The following is a 17,549-nucleotide window of genomic DNA, read 5'->3' as shown; positions in this document are numbered from 1 at the left end:
GCTCGCCAGATCGGCCCGCCGGGCGGGACAGATCGCGCGCGGACCGCTCAACGTGATCGACCGCGCGGGCGAGCAGATGTCGTTCTACTCGCGCGCCATCGCGTGGATTCCGCGCACCGCGGTGCACTACCGCAAGGAGGTCATGCGGCTGCTCGCCGAGGTGACCTTCGGCTCCGGCGCGCTCGCGGTGATCGGCGGAACCATCGGCGTCATCGTCTTCATGTCCGGCTCGGTCGGCGTCGTCGTCGGCCTGCAGGGCTTCAAGGCGCTCGACGCGTTGGGCAGCTCCGTGCTCACCGGCTTCCTCACCGCCTACATCAACACCCGCGAAATCGCCCCGCTGGTCGCGGCATTGGCGCTTTCGGCGACGGTGGGCTGCGGCTTCACCGCCCAACTCGGCGCGATGCGGATCTCCGAGGAGATCGACGCGCTCGAGGTGATGGCGGTGCCCGGGGTGCCGTTCCTGGTGACCACCAGGGTGATCGCCGGTTTCCTCGCGGTCATCCCGCTCTACATCGTCGGCCTGCTCGGCGCGTACTTCGCCTCGCGCTCGGTCAGCATCTGGTTCAACGGCCAATCCAGCGGTTCCTACGACCACTATTTCAGCCTGTTCCTGCCACCGGAGGACGTGCTCTATTCGTTCCTCAAGGTGCTGATCTTCGCGTTCGTGATCATCCTTGTGCACTGCTACTACGGCTTCACCGCCACCGGCGGACCCGCTGGCGTCGGTGTCGCCGTCGGTCGCGCGGTGCGCGCCGCGATCGTGCTGGTGAACATCCTCGACTTCTTCCTCAGCCTGGCGATCTGGGGAACGACCACGACCGTGCGGGTGGCGGGATGAGTACGCGGGCCTGGCGGTCCACGGAGAAGACTCGGGTGCGGCTGCTGGGGATCGCGTTCTTCGTGATCGTCGGGCTGTTCCTGTGGACGACCGTCGCGATCTACAACAAGCAGTTCGTCAGAACCGTCGACGTCGATCTGGTGACCGACAGCGTGGGCAACGTGCTGAGCAAGAACGCGGACGTGAAGGTGCGCGGTGTTCCGGTCGGCGAGGTGCGGTCGAGCCGGTCCGAGGGCGGCAAGGTCACCCTGGACCTGGCCATCGATCCCGCCAAGGCGCAGCAGATTCCGGTGAACGCCACCGCGCGGCTGCTGCCGAAGACCCTGTTCGGCGAGCGCTACGTCGACCTGGTGATCCCCGAGGACCCCAGCCCGCAGCATCTGACCGACGGCGTCACCCTCTACCAGGACGCCAGCGGCAACGCCATCGAGATCAGCAAGCTGCTCGACGATCTGCTTCCGCTGCTGCAGGCGATCCCACCGCAGGACCTGGCCGCCACCCTCGGCGCGCTCTCCCAGGCGTTGTCCGGTCAGGGCTTGGCCCTCGGCGAGACTGTGGACAAGCTGGACACGATCTTCCGCGACATCAACGGCGTGCTGCCGGAACTGCGCGAGGGTCTGCGCACCTTCGCCGAGACCGCCGCGGTGTACTCCGACGCCGCGCCGCAGATCATCGACGCGCTGGACAACCTGCGCACCACCAACGCCACCATCGTGCAGCGGCGATCGGACATCGACACCCTCTACGCCACGCTCACGCCGACCTCGTCGAGTGCCGCCGACTTCTTCCTCGTCAACCGCGACAACATCATCGACGTCTCCGCCGATTCACGGCCCGCGCTGGAACTGCTCGCCATGTACTCGCCGAGCTACCCCTGCGCGCTGGCCAACTTCGCGAAGATGAAGCCGCGCATCGACGAGCTCTTCGGCATGGGCACCGACCGGCCGGGCTCCCGGGTGACGATCGAGCTCACCAACACCCGCGGCAAATACCTGCCCAACCAGGACGAGCCGCGCTGGCTGGACACCCGCGGCCCCTGGTGCCTCCCCGAGTATCCGGTGAACGTCGACCCCGGCCAGTACACCGGTGGACCGAACAACGACGGCTCCTACGCGGTGCCGAGCCGCTACCCGGGCGACCAGGACAGCGGCAAACTGCCCGTGCCGCAGTTCGGCGTCTACCCGGCCGCGCAGGTGCCGACGCTGGCGGGCTCGCCGGGGGAGCGGCAGTCGCTCGGCGCGATCTACGGTGCGGCGCAAGGGGTCTCGCCGGAGGCGGTGCCGAGCTGGGTGACCAGGATCGCGGCGCCCGCGTTCCGCGGCAGCGAGGTGACGGTCCGATGAGGGAGAAGCTTCGCGGGCTCGGCGGGCCGCTGACCAAACTGATCGTCTTCGTCGCGGTGACGCTGTTCGTTACCACGCTGCTCGGTCTCTCGATCGCCAACTACACAGGTGGCGGCACGCTGTTCAAGGCCAGGTTCACCGACGTCACCGCGCTCAACCCGGGCGACGAGGTGCGTATCGCGGGCGTGCGGGTCGGCAAGGTCACCGACATCGCGATCGTGGACAAGCGGCTGGCCGAGGTGAAATTCGAACTCACCGACCGCGATTGGCTGCCCGCCTCCACCACCGCGACCATCCGGTACCGGAACCTGGTCGGCCAGCGCTACATCGCGCTGGAGCAGGGCGCAGGCGAACAGGGCCGCAAGCTCAACGAGGGCGGCACCATCCCGCTGGAGCAGACCAGGCCCGCGCTCAACCTGACCACGCTGTTCAACGGTTTCCGTCCGCTGTTCCGCACCTTGACCGCCGAGGACGTGAACAAGCTCTCCTACGAGATCATCCAGGTCTTCCAGGGCGAGCAGGGCACCATCCGCGACCTGGTGACCAGCACAGCGAGCCTGACCAACAAGATCGCCGACAAGGACGCGGTCATCGGCGAGCTGGTGGAGAATCTGACCGCCGTGCTCGAAACGGTCAACGCGCGTGACGACCAGTTCGACCAGCTCATCGTCAACACCGAGGCGCTGGTCTCCGGCCTGGCCGCCGAACGCGACACCGTCGGCCGCTCGATCAGCTCGCTGGGCGCTCTGACCACGGCCACCACGGAGCTGCTCGTCCCGACCAGGCCGTCGCTGCAGGGCACGATCGCCGGACTGAACCAGCTCACCGGGACGCTGAACGAACGCTCCGACGAGGTGAACCAGGCGCTGGCCACACTGCCGGTGAAGATGGAAAAGCTCGGTCGGGTGGGCAGTTACGGCTCCTGGTTCCAGTTCTACCTGTGCGGTATCGACATCGTGGTCGGACCGGGCGCGGTGGACGCGCCGCAGCTCAACCTGCCCGCGAGCCTGCCGACGATCAACCAGCCGCTGTACACCAACGCCGCGCCGCGCTGCCACGGGAAGGCCCGCTGATGGACGATCGCATCCTCCTCGGCAAGCGCAGCCCGGTCTTCCTCGGCGTGCTCGGCCTTGCCATGGTCGTGCTTGTGACGATGTCGGCGTTCGCGCTGGACCGGCTGCCGATCATCGGCGCGGGCACCAGGTACACCGCCGAGTTCTCCGAGGCCGCGGGACTGAAGAAGGGCAACGAGGTCCGCATCGCTGGCGTGAAGGTCGGCTCGGTCGCCGATGTTCGTCTGGCGGGCGACCGGGTGGTCGTCGAGTTCCGCACCAAGGACGCCTGGATCGGCAACGAGACCACCGCGTCCATCCAGATCAAGACGCTGCTCGGCCAGAAGTACCTCGCACTCGATCCGCGCGGCTCCCGCCCGGCCGACCCGGAGAAGCCGATCCCGTTGTCGCGCACCGTATCTCCCTACGACGTGATCGACGCGTTCTCGGACGCGGCGGCCAATATCGAGGAGATCGACACCGAACAGCTGGCCACCAGCATGCGGGTGCTCGCCGAGGCGTTCGAGACGACGCCGCCGGAGATCCGCGGTTCCATCGACGGCGTCGCGCGGCTGTCGGAGACGCTGGCCAAGCGCGACGAGGAACTGAAGCGGTTGTTCAAGGCGACGCGCCGGACCACCGAGGTGCTCGCCGACCGCAACGCCGAGTTCGAGCGGCTGCTCGCTTCCGGCGGTCAGCTGCTCGCCGAGCTGAACATCCGCCAGCAGGCCATTCACCAGCTGCTGGTCGGCGCCAAGTCGGTGTCGGCCGAGCTGAGCGCGCTTGTCGCGGACAACTCCGAGCAGATCGGTCCGGCGCTGACCAACCTGGCCGCCGCGATCGAGATGCTCAACGACAACCAGCAGAACATCTCCAAGACGCTGGAGCTGGCGGCGCCCTTCTACGGCCTGTACGCCAACGTGCTCGGCACCGGCCGGTGGTTCGACGCGGTGATCGTCAACCTGCTGCCGCCCGCACTGCCGGAGATCCCCGGTTACCGGGACCCGGTCCGCGACATGGGAGGTAACTGACGTGGCCGCGAGCTGGCGCAGCGATCCGCTCACCGCGTTCCGTGAGTCGGGGCGGGGCACCAAGATCGGCATCGTCCTCGGCGTCGTCCTTGCGCTGATCGCCGGGTGGGTGCTGTGGTGGGGCTACGACCGGCTGACCACCACCAGGATCACCGCCTACTTCGACAGCTCGGTCGGCATCTACGAGGGCTCCGACGTGCGCATCCTCGGCGTTCCGGTGGGTCGGGTCGAGTCGGTGGAGCCGATGGGCGACCAGGTGAAGGTCGTGCTGGGCGTCGACCGCGGTTACGACGTGCCCGCCGACGCGCAGGCCGCGCAGATCACGCCGTCGGTCGTCGCGGACCGCTACATCCAGCTGACGCCGGTCTACCGCGGCGGGCCGAAAATGGGTCGCACCGCGACGATTCCGCGGGAACGCACGGTCACCCCGGTCGAGGTCGACGAGCTCTACCGGAGCATCGCCGAACTCAGCGACGCGCTCGGCCCGGACGGCGCCAACAGAGAGGGCGCGGTGAACGAGCTGGTGCGCACCTCGGCGGCCAACCTGGCGGGCAACGGCGAGGCGCTGGCCAACAGCATCAGCCAGCTCTCCGGAGCGGTGCGCTACCTGTCCGAGGCGCGCGGCGACATCTTCGAGACCGTGAAGCACCTGCAGAACTTCGTGAGCATGCTGGCGCGCAACGATCAGCAGGTGCGCGAATTCAACGCGCAGCTGGCCGATCTCGCCGGCTTCCTGGCCGACGAGCGGCAGAACCTCGGCGAAGCGCTGCACCTGCTCTCGATCGCGCTCGGCGACGTCGCCCGGTTCATCGACGACAACCGCGCGCTGGTCGCGGAGAACGCCGCCGCGCTGACCACGCTCACCAAGACGCTTGCCGACCAGCGTGACGACCTGGCCGCCGCGCTCCCGGTGATTCCGCTCGCGCTCAGCAACCTGATCAACATCCACAACGCCGAGTCCGGCACCCTCGACATGCGCGCCAATTTCACCGATCTGCAGGATCCGTTCGGCACGGTCTGCCGGATGCTCGACCTGTCGAAGCTGATGCCGGGCGATCCGCGCTTCGAGGCGCTCGGCCGTCAGATGCGTCCGCTGCTGGACCACTGCAAGGAGATCACCGACCAGATCACCGCGGGCGTCAAGACGCCGACGCTGATCCTGCCGTTCGGCATCCTCTCCGGGGAGAACCAGCAGCGCGACCCGGTGCCCGGCACGGTGCCTGGCACGCCGTCGAACCAGTTGCCGCCGTCCGAGCAGGGAGGTGAGCGATGAGAACGACCATCGCCCGCGGGCTGAGCGCGGGAGCGCTCGCGGTCTCGGCCGCGCTGATCAGCGCGTGCGCTGCCGACGGCATCTATAGCGTGCCGTTGCCCGGCGGCGCCGACGTCGGCCCGCATCCCATCCACATCGACATCCACTTCGACGACGTGCTCGACCTGGTGCCGCAGTCCGCGGTGAAGGTCGAGGGCGTGCCGGTGGGCCGGGTCGAGGACATCGTGCTCGCGGGGGACGGCTGGACCGCCAGCGTCCGCGCGCTGATCGACTCCTCGGTCGACCTGCCCGCCAATGCCAGGGCCGAGGTCAGGCAGTCGAATCTGCTCGGCGAGAAGTTCATCGAGCTCTCGCCGCCCGTCGCGGACCCGGATCCGGCGCGGCTGACCGACGGCGCGGTGATCCCGATCGAGCACACCCGCCACGCCACCGAGATCGAGCAGGTGCTCGGCGCAATGTCGCTGCTGCTCAACGGCGGCGGCGTCGCGCAGCTGCAACCGATCGTCAGCGAGCTGAACAAGACCTTCGGCGGCCGCGAGGACCGGGTTCGTTCGCTGCTCGAGCAGGCCAACACCCTGATCGGCGGGCTGAACGAACAGGTGGACGACATCACGCGGGCCATCGACGGTCTCGCCACGCTCAGCAGCCGGGTCAGCACCCAGACCGAGGCGATCGGCAAGATTCTGGACGAGCTGCCCGAGGGCATCCGGATTCTGGAAGAGCAACGGCCCGAATTGATTTCGCTGCTCGCCCAGCTGGACCGGTTGGGGCAGGCGGGCTTCGACGTCATCGACACCGCCAAGGACGACCTGATCCGCGATCTGAACTCGCTGCGCCCGACGCTGCAGGAACTCGGCCGCTCGGCGCCGGACCTGGTGACCGCGTTTCCGCTGATTCCGACCTACCCGTTCCCCGATTCCTCGCTGGAGGGCACCTTCGGCGGCCAGGTCAACACCTGGCTCTCGGTGGACCAGCAGATCGGCGTCACGCTGAGCAATCTCGGCGTCGGCAAACCGGATCCGGTGTACATCCCGCCGCCCTACGGCCCGCCGGTCAACGTGGACCCGTCCAACCCGTACTACGGCGGCAACGGTCCGCGCCCCGGCTGGCCGACGGTGTCGCTGATACCGCTGCCGCCGACCATGGCGCCGCTGCCCGCCCCTGGCGTGCCCATGCCGAACCCACTCGGCCCGCTGCTCGAACAGCTGGGCGTGACGCCGCCCGGCGGCGCCGAGGCAGGGGGTGCGCCGCGATGACCCGGCTCGTTCGCAATCAGCTGGTCGTCTTCCTGGTGATCGCCGTGATCGGCGTGATCTTCGTGGGCGCCAAGTACATCCGGCTCGATCACATGCTCGGCTTCGGCCACTACGAGGTGCGCGTCGACGCCGAGCAGACCGGCGGCATCTACAAGGGCGCCGAGGTGACCTATCGCGGCGTCCCGGTCGGCCGGGTCGGCGACTTGGCGCTGACCGACGAGGGCGTCAGCATGACGCTGGTCATCGACTCGGACTCGCCGCGGATCCCGGCCTCGGCCGAGGCCGTGGTGGCCAACCGGTCGGCCATCGGCGAGCAGTACGTCGATCTGCGGCCGGACAGCGACAGCGCTCCGTACCTGAAGGAGGGCTCGGTGATCAGCGGTGCGCGGACGCCGATTCCGGTGGAACAGCTGGTCTCCAGCGTCGACCACTTCACGAGGACGGTGGATCTGGAGGCGTTGAACACCACCGTCACCGAGCTCGGCAAGGCCTTCGACGGCAAGGGCGACGACCTCCAGGTCCTCCTGCAGACGCTCAACGAGTTCACCACCACGTTCCACGAGACGCTGCCCGAGACGATCCAGCTGATCCGCGACGGCAGGGTGGTGTTCGGCACCCAGGCCGAGCAGGCCGACGCCATCCGGCGCTTCAGCGACGGACTCGATCGGCTCACCGCGCAGCTACGCGCCAGCGACCCCGCGATACGCAGGCTGATCGGCACCGGCGCCGACGCGGGCGAACAGGTCGGCGCCCTGCTCGACGAGAGCGGCGGCGCGCTCACCGAGGACCTGGCCAACCTACGCGTGCTGATGCAGGGCATCTCGCCCAAGTTCTACGCGCTGCGTCCGCTGCTGCAGATGCTGCCGCAGCTGTCCCTCGGCGCGTCGGCGACCGCGCCAGGCGACGGGACCAGCCACTTCGGCCTGGTGCTGGAGACCAACAACCCGCCGGCCTGCACTGTCGGCTACGAGGGCACCCAGCGCATTCTCGAGCAGATGAAGGCGGAGAACCCCGACTTCGACGACACCCGCGACGAGTTCCCGTTCAACGCGGAGGCGAAATGCCTTGTGCCGTTCGGCAATCCGACCGCGGTCCGGGGCGGCGAGCGGGCCGAGCTCGCCGATCCGAGCATCGTGCAGCCGTGGGACGACAACCCGAAGGTCGACCCGGAGAAGCTGAACCTGAACCCGATCGCCGTGCAGCTCGCCACCCTCATGGGAGTCACGCCGAAGCGGTGACCAGTAAGGATGACGTTATGGTGCTGAGTCGTGACCACTGACCTGTCCAAGGAATCGGCGTCCGAGTCCGTGGCGGACCGCCCGGCCGCCGCCGAACCCGCGGCCGGTTCGGGCCGCCCGCCGCTCGCGGTGACCGCGCTCGCGCTCGGTGCGCTCGCCGTCGCACTCGTCGCGGCGCTGTGGTTCGGCGGAGGCTGGGTGCGCGCGGCGTTCTTCACCGACGGTCCGCGCGCCGACGCGCGCGATTCCGCGCTGGACGCCGCGCGCCAGGCCGCGCTCAACATGACCTCGATGAACCTCGACGACGTGCCAGGCTCGCTCGCGCTGGCCAGATCCTCGATGACCGGACCGATCCTGGTGTCGGCGGAGAAGAATCGGCAGCAGTCCGAGCAGATGGCCACCCAGGCGGGCGTCGCCATGAAGTCCAAGGTGCTCGGGGCCGCGCTCACCTCGCTGAACAGCGAACGGGACGAGGCAACGGCGCTGGTGGTGCTCCAGGTGACGGAGTCGAAGCCGGACAAGTCGGTCTCCGATTACCGCTACACGTGGAGCCTCGACATGACCAAGGACGGCGAGGTCTGGAAGGCCGAGCAGGTCGCTTCCCTCACCCAACCGGTGCTGCTGGAAGGGCCGGGCCCCGCCGGGCTCGGCCAACCGGGGCCGCAGCTGCCCGCCGCGCCCGCACCGACCGAGGGCGCGCCCGCGCAGGAGGGACCGCGATGAACACCCGCCGCCCGGTCAACCGCGTCACGCCGAAACGGCGCACCGCCCAGCCCGCCGCGCGTCCGACGCGCAGGCCCAAGGTCACCTCGGCGCGTCCGATCGCGTCGCGCGACGTCCCGACCAGGGAAAAGCAGTCCACCGCCGCCGAGCGTCGGCCGCGCCGGTTCACACCCCCTCGCCTTCGGTCCGCGCGTTCGTGGGCGCCCGTCGCCGCCGCACTCGTCGCGGCCGTGCTGCTTGCCGGATTCGCCGTCGTCGCCGCGCAACGTCCCGGCGTCCCCGACGAGAACCAGGCCTTCCTCGACACCAGCGCGACCGAGGAGGTGCGCGCCGCCGCCGACCACGCGCTGCGCACGATCTACGGCTACGACATCGAACACATCGACGACTACGAAGCCGCGGTGCGCCAAGTCGTCACCGGCGAGATGCTGGCCGATCTCGACGAGTTCGCCGCCACCACGATCGACGCCATCCGGCAGGCCAGGACCAGCGCCGATGCGAAGGCCGACCCGATCGGCGTGACGATGCTCACCGAGGATCGCGCCGAACTGCTGGTGAATCTCGTGGTGAGCGCGACCAAGGACGGCGTCGCCCAGCAGAGCGTGGCGGGTCCGGTGGTTCTGCGGATGCAGAAGGTGGACGGTCGCTGGCTGGCCGGCGGCATCGTCGACCAGTGATCTTGGTCCGAGCGACCGTATTCCGGCGGGGGCAGGTCGGGCCGGGCACTTGACGAGTTTCGCCCGACCCGTCACGCTATTCACAACAGCGGCAGCTGTCACAAGTGGTTTCAGCCGCCCCGTGGCCCTCGACGCAGCCAGCGATCCGGGTGCCGGGCATCGCCCGCGCGGGGTCGGCCGACCGGCCGCTTGCCTACGACGCAGCGCGCGTCCGGCCCATGGCCCAGGGGTGGCCAAGGCCACGGCGCGCCAGCGGCGTAGAGGATCACACGGGTGGTACTTTGACACCTCCGTGTCTATGAGTGTAGGTTTGGACTTTGCGCTGGCTGCCTCCTGTCCATACCTCGATTCGCACACGTAAGTTTCGCCTTCCGGTGTTACTTCCGTTGTTGCCTGTTCGGGTTTCGTTCGGGTTGTGACCAGCGGAATTCGTAGCAGAAGCAAGCGACGGTCGCGGACCACCACGCGACGCGCGTGAGGTGCTGGAAGGACGCATCTTGGCAGTCTCCACCCAGACCAAGGCAGTTGCCGGTATCCCTGGAGCCCCCAAGCGGGTCTCCTTCGCGAAGATCCGTGAACCCTTGGAAGTGCCGGGTCTTCTCGATCTACAAACGGAATCGTTCTCCTGGTTGGTCGGTTCGTCGGAATGGCGCGAGCGCGCGGCCGCTCGCGGCGACGTCGGCCTTGTCGGTGGACTCGAGGAGGTGCTCGAGGAGCTGTCGCCGATCGAGGACTTCTCCGGCTCCATGTCCCTGTCCTTCTCGGATCCGCGCTTCGAAGAGGTCAAGGCCTCGATCGACGAGTGCAAAGAAAAGGACATGACCTACGCGGCGCCGTTGTTCGTCACCGCGGAGTTCATCAACAACAACACCGGCGAGATCAAGAGCCAGACGGTCTTCATGGGTGATTTCCCGATGATGACCGACAAGGGCACGTTCATCATCAACGGCACCGAGCGTGTCGTCGTCTCGCAGCTGGTCCGCTCCCCGGGCGTCTACTTCGATCACTCGATCGACAAGGGCACCGAGAAGGACCTGCACAGCGTGCGCGTCATCCCGTCGCGCGGCGCGTGGCTGGAGTTCGACGTCGACAAGCGCGACACCGTCGGCGTGCGCATCGACCGCAAGCGTCGTCAGCCGGTCACCGTGCTGCTCAAGGCGCTCGGCTGGACCACCGAGGAGATCGTCGAGCGCTTCGGCTTCTCCGAGATCATGATGTCCACCCTCGAGAAGGACAACACCGCCGGTCAGGACGAGGCGCTGCTGGACATCTACCGCAAGCTGCGTCCGGGCGAGCCGCCGACCAAGGAGTCCGCGCAGACCCTGCTGGAGAACCTGTTCTTCAAGGAGAAGCGCTACGATCTGGCGCGCGTCGGTCGCTACAAGATCAACAAGAAGCTGGGCATCCACCTCAACGAGCCGGTCATCGGTTCGGTGCTGACGAAGGAAGACATCGTCACCACCATCGAGTACCTCGTTCGCCTGCACGCGGGCGACAAGGTCATGACCGCCCCCGGCGGCGAAGAGGTGCCGGTCGAGGTGGACGACATCGACCACTTCGGCAACCGTCGCCTGCGCACCGTCGGCGAGCTGATCCAGAACCAGATCCGGGTCGGCCTCTCCCGCATGGAGCGCGTCGTCCGCGAGCGGATGACCACCCAGGACGTCGAGGCCATCACGCCGCAGACCCTGATCAACATCCGTCCGGTCGTCGCCGCGATCAAGGAGTTCTTCGGAACCTCCCAGCTGTCGCAGTTCATGGACCAGAACAACCCGCTGTCGGGTCTGACCCACAAGCGTCGTCTCTCGGCGCTCGGCCCGGGTGGTCTGTCCCGTGAGCGCGCCGGCCTGGAAGTTCGAGACGTCCACCCGTCGCACTACGGCCGCATGTGCCCGATCGAGACCCCGGAAGGCCCGAACATCGGCCTGATCGGCTCGCTGTCGGTGTACGCGCGGGTCAACCCGTTCGGCTTCATCGAGACGCCGTACCGCAAGGTCGTCGACGGCAAGGTCACCGACGAGGTCAAGTACCTCACCGCCGACGAGGAGGACCGCGAGGTCCGCGCCCAGGCGAACTCGCCGGTCGACGCCGACGGCAACTTCCTCGAGGAGCGGGTGCTCGCGCGCCGCGGCAACGAGGAGATGGAGTTCGTCGCCCCGACCGAGGTGACCTACATGGACGTCTCGCCGCGCCAGATGGTGTCGGTCGCGACCGCCATGATCCCGTTCCTCGAGCACGACGACGCCAACCGTGCCCTCATGGGCGCGAACATGCAGCGTCAGGCCGTGCCGCTGATCCGTTCCGAGGCCCCGATCGTCGGCACCGGCATGGAGCTGCGCGCCGCCGTCGACGCCGGTGACGTCGTGGTGAACGAGAAGTCCGGTGTGGTCGAGGAAGTCTCCGCCGACTACGTCACGGTCATGGCCGACGACGGCACCCGCAAGAGCTACCGCATGCGGAAGTTCAACCGCTCCAACCAGGGCACCTGCTCCAACCAGCGGCCCATCGTCGACGAGGGCCAGCGGGTGGAGAAGGGCCAGGTCCTGGCCGACGGCCCGTGCACCGAGAACGGTGAGATGGCGCTCGGCAAGAACCTGCTCGTGGCGATCATGCCGTGGGAAGGCCACAACTACGAGGACGCGATCATCCTGTCGCAGCGCCTCGTGGAAGAGGACGTTCTCACCTCGATCCACATCGAGGAGCACGAGATCGACGCCCGCGACACCAAGCTGGGCGCCGAGGAGATCACCAGGGACATCCCGAACGTCTCCGACGAGGTGCTCGCCGACCTGGACGAGCGCGGCATCGTGCGCATCGGCGCCGAGGTCCGTGACGGCGACATCCTGGTCGGCAAGGTCACCCCGAAGGGCGAGACCGAGCTGACCCCCGAGGAGCGGCTGCTCCGCGCGATCTTCGGTGAGAAGGCGCGCGAGGTCCGCGACACCTCGCTGAAGGTGCCGCACGGTGAGTCCGGCAAGGTCATCGGCATCCGGGTGTTCTCCCGCGACGACGAGGACGACCTGCCTCCCGGCGTCAACGAGCTGGTTCGGGTCTACGTGGCGCAGAAGCGCAAGATCCAGGACGGCGACAAGCTCGCAGGCCGCCACGGCAACAAGGGTGTCATCGGCAAGATCCTGCCGACCGAGGACATGCCGTTCCTTCCGGACGGCACCCCGGTCGACATCATCCTCAACACCCACGGTGTGCCGCGTCGTATGAACATCGGCCAGATCCTGGAAACGCATCTGGGCTGGATCGGCAAGGCAGGCTGGCAGGTCGAGGGCAACCCCGACTGGGCAAAGAGCCTGCCGGAGGAGATGCTCGGCGCGCCCGCCGACTCGAACATCGCCACCCCGGTGTTCGACGGCGCCCGCGAGGAGGAGCTGACCGGTCTGCTGTCCTCGACCCTGCCGAACCGCGACGGCGAGCGCATGGTCGACGACAACGGCAAGGCCACCCTGTTCGACGGCCGCTCCGGCGAGCCGTTCCCGTACCCGGTGGCTGTCGGATACATGTACATCCTGAAGCTGCACCACCTGGTCGACGACAAGATCCACGCGCGTTCGACCGGCCCGTACTCGATGATCACCCAGCAGCCGCTCGGTGGTAAGGCGCAGTTCGGTGGTCAGCGCTTCGGTGAGATGGAGTGCTGGGCCATGCAGGCCTACGGTGCGGCTTACACGCTGCAGGAACTGCTCACCATCAAGTCCGACGACGTCGTGGGCCGCGTGAAGGTCTACGAGGCGATCGTGAAGGGCGAGAACATTCCGGAGCCGGGCATTCCGGAGTCGTTCAAGGTGCTCCTCAAGGAACTCCAGTCGCTGTGCCTCAACGTCGAGGTGCTGTCTTCGGACGGCGCCGCGATCGAGCTGCGCGAAGGCGAGGACGAGGACCTGGAGCGCGCTGCTGCGAACCTGGGCATCAACCTGTCCAGGAACGAAGCGGCCACCGTCGACGATTTGGCGAACTAGGCGGTCGGGCGCGGATGTATTCGGTCACCGACGACGTCCGCGCCCATCGCGAACAACCAACTAGTGAACTTTTGCTCGAATTCGACCCGCACAGGGGAAAGGAAGTTACGTGCTAGACGTCAACTTCTTCGATGAACTCCGGATCGGCCTTGCCACCGCCGAAGACATCCGCCAGTGGTCCTACGGCGAGGTGAAGAAGCCGGAGACCATCAACTACCGCACGCTGAAGCCGGAGAAGGACGGCCTCTTCTGCGAGAAGATCTTCGGTCCCACCAGGGACTGGGAGTGCTACTGCGGTAAGTACAAGCGTGTCCGCTTCAAGGGCATCATCTGTGAGCGCTGTGGCGTCGAGGTCACCCGCGCCAAGGTGCGCCGTGAGCGGATGGGCCACATCGAGCTGGCCGCGCCGGTCACCCACATCTGGTACTTCAAGGGCGTGCCGTCGCGCCTCGGTTACCTGCTGGACCTGGCGCCGAAGGATCTGGAAAAGATCATCTACTTCGCCGCGTACGTCATCGTCGGCGTCGACGAGGAGCTGCGTCACAACGAGCTCTCCACGCTCGAAGCCGAGATGGAGGTCGAGAAGAAGGCCGTCGCCGATCAGCGCGACGCCGACCTCGAGGCCCGCGCGCAGAAGCTGGAAGCCGACCTGGCCGAGCTGGAGGCGGAGGGCGCCAAGTCCGATGTGCGCCGCAAGGTCAAGGACGGCGGCGAGCGCGAGATGCGCCAGCTCCGCGACCGTGCCCAGCGCGAGCTGGACCGGCTCGAGGAGATCTGGAACACCTTCACCAAGCTGGCCCCCAAGCAGCTCATCGTGGACGAGGTGCTCTACCGCGAGCTGACCGACCGCTACGGCGAGTACTTCACCGGCGCCATGGGTGCGGAGTCCATCCAGAAGCTGATGGAGAACTTCGACATCGAGGCCGAGGCCGAGAACCTGCGCGAGACCATTCGCACCGGCAAGGGCCAGAAGAAGCTGCGCGCGCTCAAGCGGCTCAAGGTCGTCGCGGCCTTCCAGGCCAACGGCAACTCGCCGATGGGCATGGTGCTCGACGCCGTTCCGGTGATCCCGCCGGAGCTGCGCCCGATGGTTCAGCTCGACGGTGGCCGCTTCGCCACCTCCGACCTGAACGACCTGTACCGTCGCGTGATCAACCGCAACAACCGCCTCAAGCGACTGATCGACCTCGGCGCGCCCGAGATCATCGTCAACAACGAGAAGCGGATGCTGCAGGAGTCCGTCGACGCCCTGTTCGACAACGGCCGCCGCGGCCGTCCGGTCACCGGACCGGGCAACCGTCCGCTCAAGTCGCTGTCCGATCTGCTCAAGGGCAAGCAGGGCCGCTTCCGGCAGAACCTGCTCGGTAAGCGCGTCGACTACTCGGGCCGTTCGGTCATCGTCGTCGGTCCGCAGCTGAAGCTGCACCAGTGCGGTCTGCCGAAGCTGATGGCGCTGGAGCTGTTCAAGCCGTTCGTGATGAAGCGCCTGGTCGACCTGAACCACGCGCAGAACATCAAGTCCGCCAAGCGGATGGTTGAGCGGCAGCGGCCGCAGGTGTGGGACGTCCTCGAAGAGGTCATCGCCGAACACCCCGTGCTGCTGAACCGTGCGCCCACCCTGCACCGCCTCGGCATCCAGGCCTTCGAGCCGCAGCTGGTGGAAGGCAAGGCCATCCAGCTGCACCCGCTGGTCTGTGAGGCGTTCAACGCCGACTTCGACGGTGACCAGATGGCCGTGCACCTTCCGCTGTCGGCGGAGGCGCAGGCCGAGGCCCGCATCCTGATGCTGTCCTCGAACAACATCCTGTCGCCCGCGTCGGGTCGTCCGCTCGCCATGCCGCGTCTCGACATGGTGACCGGCCTGTACTACCTGACCCGTCAGGTCGACGGCGCCAAGGGCGAGTACAAGCCCGCGTCGAACGGCGCGCCGGAGTTCGGCGTGTACTCCTCGCCCGCCGAGGCGCAGATGGCGGTCGACCGCGGCGAGCTGACCGTGCGCTCCCTGATCAAGGTGCGGCTCACCACCCAGCGTCCGCCGAAGGACGTCGAGGCGGAGCTGTTCCCGGAGGGCTGGCAGCGTGGCGACGCGTGGACCACCGAGACCACGCTGGGCCGGGTGCTGTTCAACGAGCTGCTGCCCGCGGACTACCCGTTCATCAACGAGCAGATGCCGAAGAAGCGGCAGGCGACGATCATCAACGATCTCGCCGAGCGCTACCCGATGATCGTGGTCGCGCAGACCGTCGACAAGCTCAAGGACGCGGGCTTCTACTGGGCCACGCGTTCGGGTGTCACCGTCTCCATGTCGGACGTTCTCGTTCCGCCGGAGAAGGCCGAGATCATGGAGCGCTACGAGGCGCAGTCGGATCAGATCGAGAAGAAGTACCAGCGTGGTGCGCTCGATCACCAGGAGCGCAACAACGCCCTGGTCAAGATCTGGCAGGAGGCGACCGAGGAGGTCGGTAAGGCGCTGCGCGCGCACTACCCGGCCGACAACCCGATCATCACGATCGTCGACTCGGGCGCGACGGGTAACTTCACCCAGACCCGTACCCTCGCCGGTATGAAGGGCCTGGTGACGAACCCGAAGGGTGAGTTCATCCCGCGGCCGATCAAGTCCTCCTTCCGTGAGGGCCTGACGGTTCTGGAGTACTTCATCAACACCCACGGCGCTCGTAAGGGTCTGGCCGACACCGCGCTTCGTACCGCCGACTCGGGTTACCTGACCCGTCGTCTGGTGGACGTCTCGCAGGACGTCATCGTGCGCGAGCACGACTGTGGCACCGAGCGCGGCATCGTCGTGCCGATCGCCGAGAAGCAGCTCGACGGCACCATCATCCGCGACGCGCACGTGGAGACCTCCGCGTACGCTCGCACGCTCGCCGCCGACGCGCTGGACGCGTCCGGCAACGTCGTGGTGAACAAGGGCGCCGACCTGGGCGACCCGGCCATCGAGGCGCTGCTCGACGCGGGTATCACCGAGGTGAAGGTCCGCTCCGTGCTGACCTGCACCACCGGCACCGGCGTCTGCGCGACCTGCTACGGCCGCTCGATGGCGACCGGCAAGCTGGTCGACATCGGCGAGGCCGTCGGCATCGTGGCCGCGCAGTCCATCGGTGAGCCCGGTACCCAGCTGACCATGCGTACCTTCCACCAGGGTGGTGTCGCGGGTGACGACATCACCGGTGGTCTGCCGCGTGTTCAGGAGCTCTTCGAGGCTCGCGTGCCGAAGGGCAAGGCGCCGATCGCCGAGGTCTCGGGTCGCGTGCGGCTCGAGGACGACGACCGCTTCTACAAGATCACCATCATCCCGGACGACGGTGGTGAAGAGGTTGTCTACGACAAGCTCTCGAAGCGTCAGCGTCTGCGCGTGTTCAAGCACGACGACGGCACCGAGCGTCTGCTCTCCGACGGTGACCACGTCGAGGTCGGCCAGCAGCTGCTGGAAGGCGCGGCGGATCCGCACGAGGTGCTGCGCGTGATGGGCCCCCGTCAGGTGCAGATCCACCTGGTCCACGAGGTCCAGGAGGTCTACCGCTCGCAGGGTGTGTCGATCCACGACAAGCACATCGAGGTCATCGTGCGCCAGATGCTGCGTCGCGTGACGATCATCGATTCCGGCGCAACGGAGTTCCTGCCCGGTTCGCTCACCGAGCGTTCCGAGTTCGAGTCCTCCAACCGTCGCGTGGTCTCCGAGGGCGGCGAGCCCGCCTCGGGTCGCCCGGTGCTGATGGGTATCACCAAGGCGTCGCTGGCCACCGACTCGTGGCTGTCGGCGGCGTCCTTCCAGGAGACCACCCGAGTCCTGACGGACGCGGCGATCAACTGCCGCTCCGACAAGCTCATCGGCCTCAAGGAGAACGTGATCATCGGCAAGCTGATCCCGGCCGGTACCGGCATCAACCGCTACCGCAACATCCAGGTGCAGCCGACCGAAGAGGCTCGTGCCGCGGCGTACGCGGTGCCGTCCTACGACGACACCTACTACAGCCCGGACAGCTTCGGCACCACCACCGGTGCCGCGGTCCCGCTGGACGACTACGGTTTCAGCGACTACCGGTAATCGGTAGGCGCCGATAAGCCTTCGGCCCCCGCTCCTTCCCGGAGCGGGGGCCGTTCGCGTTTCGGGCGATGCTGCGTCGCG

General features: G+C 67.6%; 11 protein-coding genes. All 11 read left to right on the top strand.

Annotation, left to right across the window (positions count from 1 at the left end; translation table 11 throughout):
* Positions 1-76 precede the first annotated feature (76 nt).
* Positions 77-841, top strand: coding sequence for an MlaE family ABC transporter permease (locus CRP45_RS12705; RefSeq protein WP_372508068.1), 765 nt, complete (start codon positions 77-79; stop codon positions 839-841).
* Positions 838-2,184: an MCE family protein gene (locus tag CRP45_RS12700; RefSeq protein WP_097245191.1), complete on the top strand. Its 1,347-nt coding sequence runs from the start codon at positions 838-840 to the stop codon at positions 2,182-2,184. The genes CRP45_RS12705 and CRP45_RS12700 overlap by 4 nt, the downstream gene beginning before the upstream one ends.
* Positions 2,181-3,257 (top strand): MCE family protein, encoded by a 1,077-nt coding sequence (locus CRP45_RS12695; protein WP_097245190.1) that lies wholly within the window; start codon positions 2,181-2,183, stop codon positions 3,255-3,257. Before CRP45_RS12700 ends, CRP45_RS12695 begins: the two co-directional genes overlap by 4 nt.
* The gene (locus CRP45_RS12690) at positions 3,257-4,267 is read left to right on the top strand and encodes an MCE family protein (RefSeq protein ID WP_097245189.1); all 1,011 of its coding nucleotides are present in this window, start codon (positions 3,257-3,259) and stop codon (positions 4,265-4,267) included. The genes CRP45_RS12695 and CRP45_RS12690 overlap by 1 nt, the downstream gene beginning before the upstream one ends.
* Position 4,268: 1 nt before the next feature.
* Positions 4,269-5,540, top strand: coding sequence for an MCE family protein (locus CRP45_RS12685; protein WP_097245188.1), 1,272 nt, complete (start codon positions 4,269-4,271; stop codon positions 5,538-5,540).
* Complete coding sequence (locus CRP45_RS12680) at positions 5,537-6,796, top strand: MCE family protein (RefSeq protein WP_067791451.1); 1,260 nt, start codon at positions 5,537-5,539, stop codon at positions 6,794-6,796. The genes CRP45_RS12685 and CRP45_RS12680 overlap by 4 nt, the downstream gene beginning before the upstream one ends.
* On the top strand, positions 6,793-8,034 hold the full coding sequence (locus CRP45_RS12675; protein WP_097245187.1) for an MCE family protein: 1,242 nt from the start codon (positions 6,793-6,795) through the stop codon (positions 8,032-8,034). The genes CRP45_RS12680 and CRP45_RS12675 overlap by 4 nt, the downstream gene beginning before the upstream one ends.
* Positions 8,035-8,064: 30 nt before the next feature.
* Positions 8,065-8,757, top strand: coding sequence for a hypothetical protein (locus CRP45_RS12670; RefSeq protein WP_245910088.1), 693 nt, complete (start codon positions 8,065-8,067; stop codon positions 8,755-8,757).
* Positions 8,754-9,434 carry a hypothetical protein gene (locus CRP45_RS12665; RefSeq protein ID WP_097245186.1) on the top strand — a complete coding sequence of 227 codons (681 nt, stop codon included), beginning with the start codon at positions 8,754-8,756 and terminating at the stop codon, positions 9,432-9,434. Before CRP45_RS12670 ends, CRP45_RS12665 begins: the two co-directional genes overlap by 4 nt.
* Positions 9,435-9,913: 479 nt before the next feature.
* Positions 9,914-13,405, top strand: a complete 3,492-nt coding sequence (gene rpoB, locus CRP45_RS12660; RefSeq protein ID WP_067791457.1) for a DNA-directed RNA polymerase subunit beta — start codon at positions 9,914-9,916, stop codon at positions 13,403-13,405.
* Between the two features lie 109 nt (positions 13,406-13,514).
* Complete coding sequence (locus CRP45_RS12655; RefSeq protein ID WP_067791459.1) at positions 13,515-17,468, top strand: DNA-directed RNA polymerase subunit beta'; 3,954 nt, start codon at positions 13,515-13,517, stop codon at positions 17,466-17,468.
* Positions 17,469-17,549: the final 81 nt, after the last annotated feature.

The organism is Nocardia amikacinitolerans, assembly GCF_900215415.1.
Taxonomy (GTDB): domain Bacteria; phylum Actinomycetota; class Actinomycetes; order Mycobacteriales; family Mycobacteriaceae; genus Nocardia; species Nocardia amikacinitolerans.
The sequence above is the reverse complement of the archived record's forward strand: the minus strand, read 5'-3'. Positions and strand labels throughout refer to the sequence as shown.

Bases quoted from the DNA above. Each gene is read 5' to 3' on its own strand.
- CRP45_RS12695 (WP_097245190.1), top strand. From the start codon at position 2,181: ATGAGGGAGAAGCTTCGCGGGCTCGGCGGGCCGCTGACCAAACTGATC.
- CRP45_RS12700 (WP_097245191.1), top strand. From the start codon at position 838: ATGAGTACGCGGGCCTGGCGGTCCACGGAGAAGACTCGGGTGCGGCTG.
- CRP45_RS12680 (WP_067791451.1), top strand. From the start codon at position 5,537: ATGAGAACGACCATCGCCCGCGGGCTGAGCGCGGGAGCGCTCGCGGTC.
- CRP45_RS12665 (WP_097245186.1), top strand. From the start codon at position 8,754: ATGAACACCCGCCGCCCGGTCAACCGCGTCACGCCGAAACGGCGCACC.
- CRP45_RS12705 (WP_372508068.1), top strand. From the start codon at position 77: ATGTCGTTCTACTCGCGCGCCATCGCGTGGATTCCGCGCACCGCGGTG.
- CRP45_RS12690 (WP_097245189.1), top strand. From the start codon at position 3,257: ATGGACGATCGCATCCTCCTCGGCAAGCGCAGCCCGGTCTTCCTCGGC.
- CRP45_RS12675 (WP_097245187.1), top strand. From the start codon at position 6,793: ATGACCCGGCTCGTTCGCAATCAGCTGGTCGTCTTCCTGGTGATCGCC.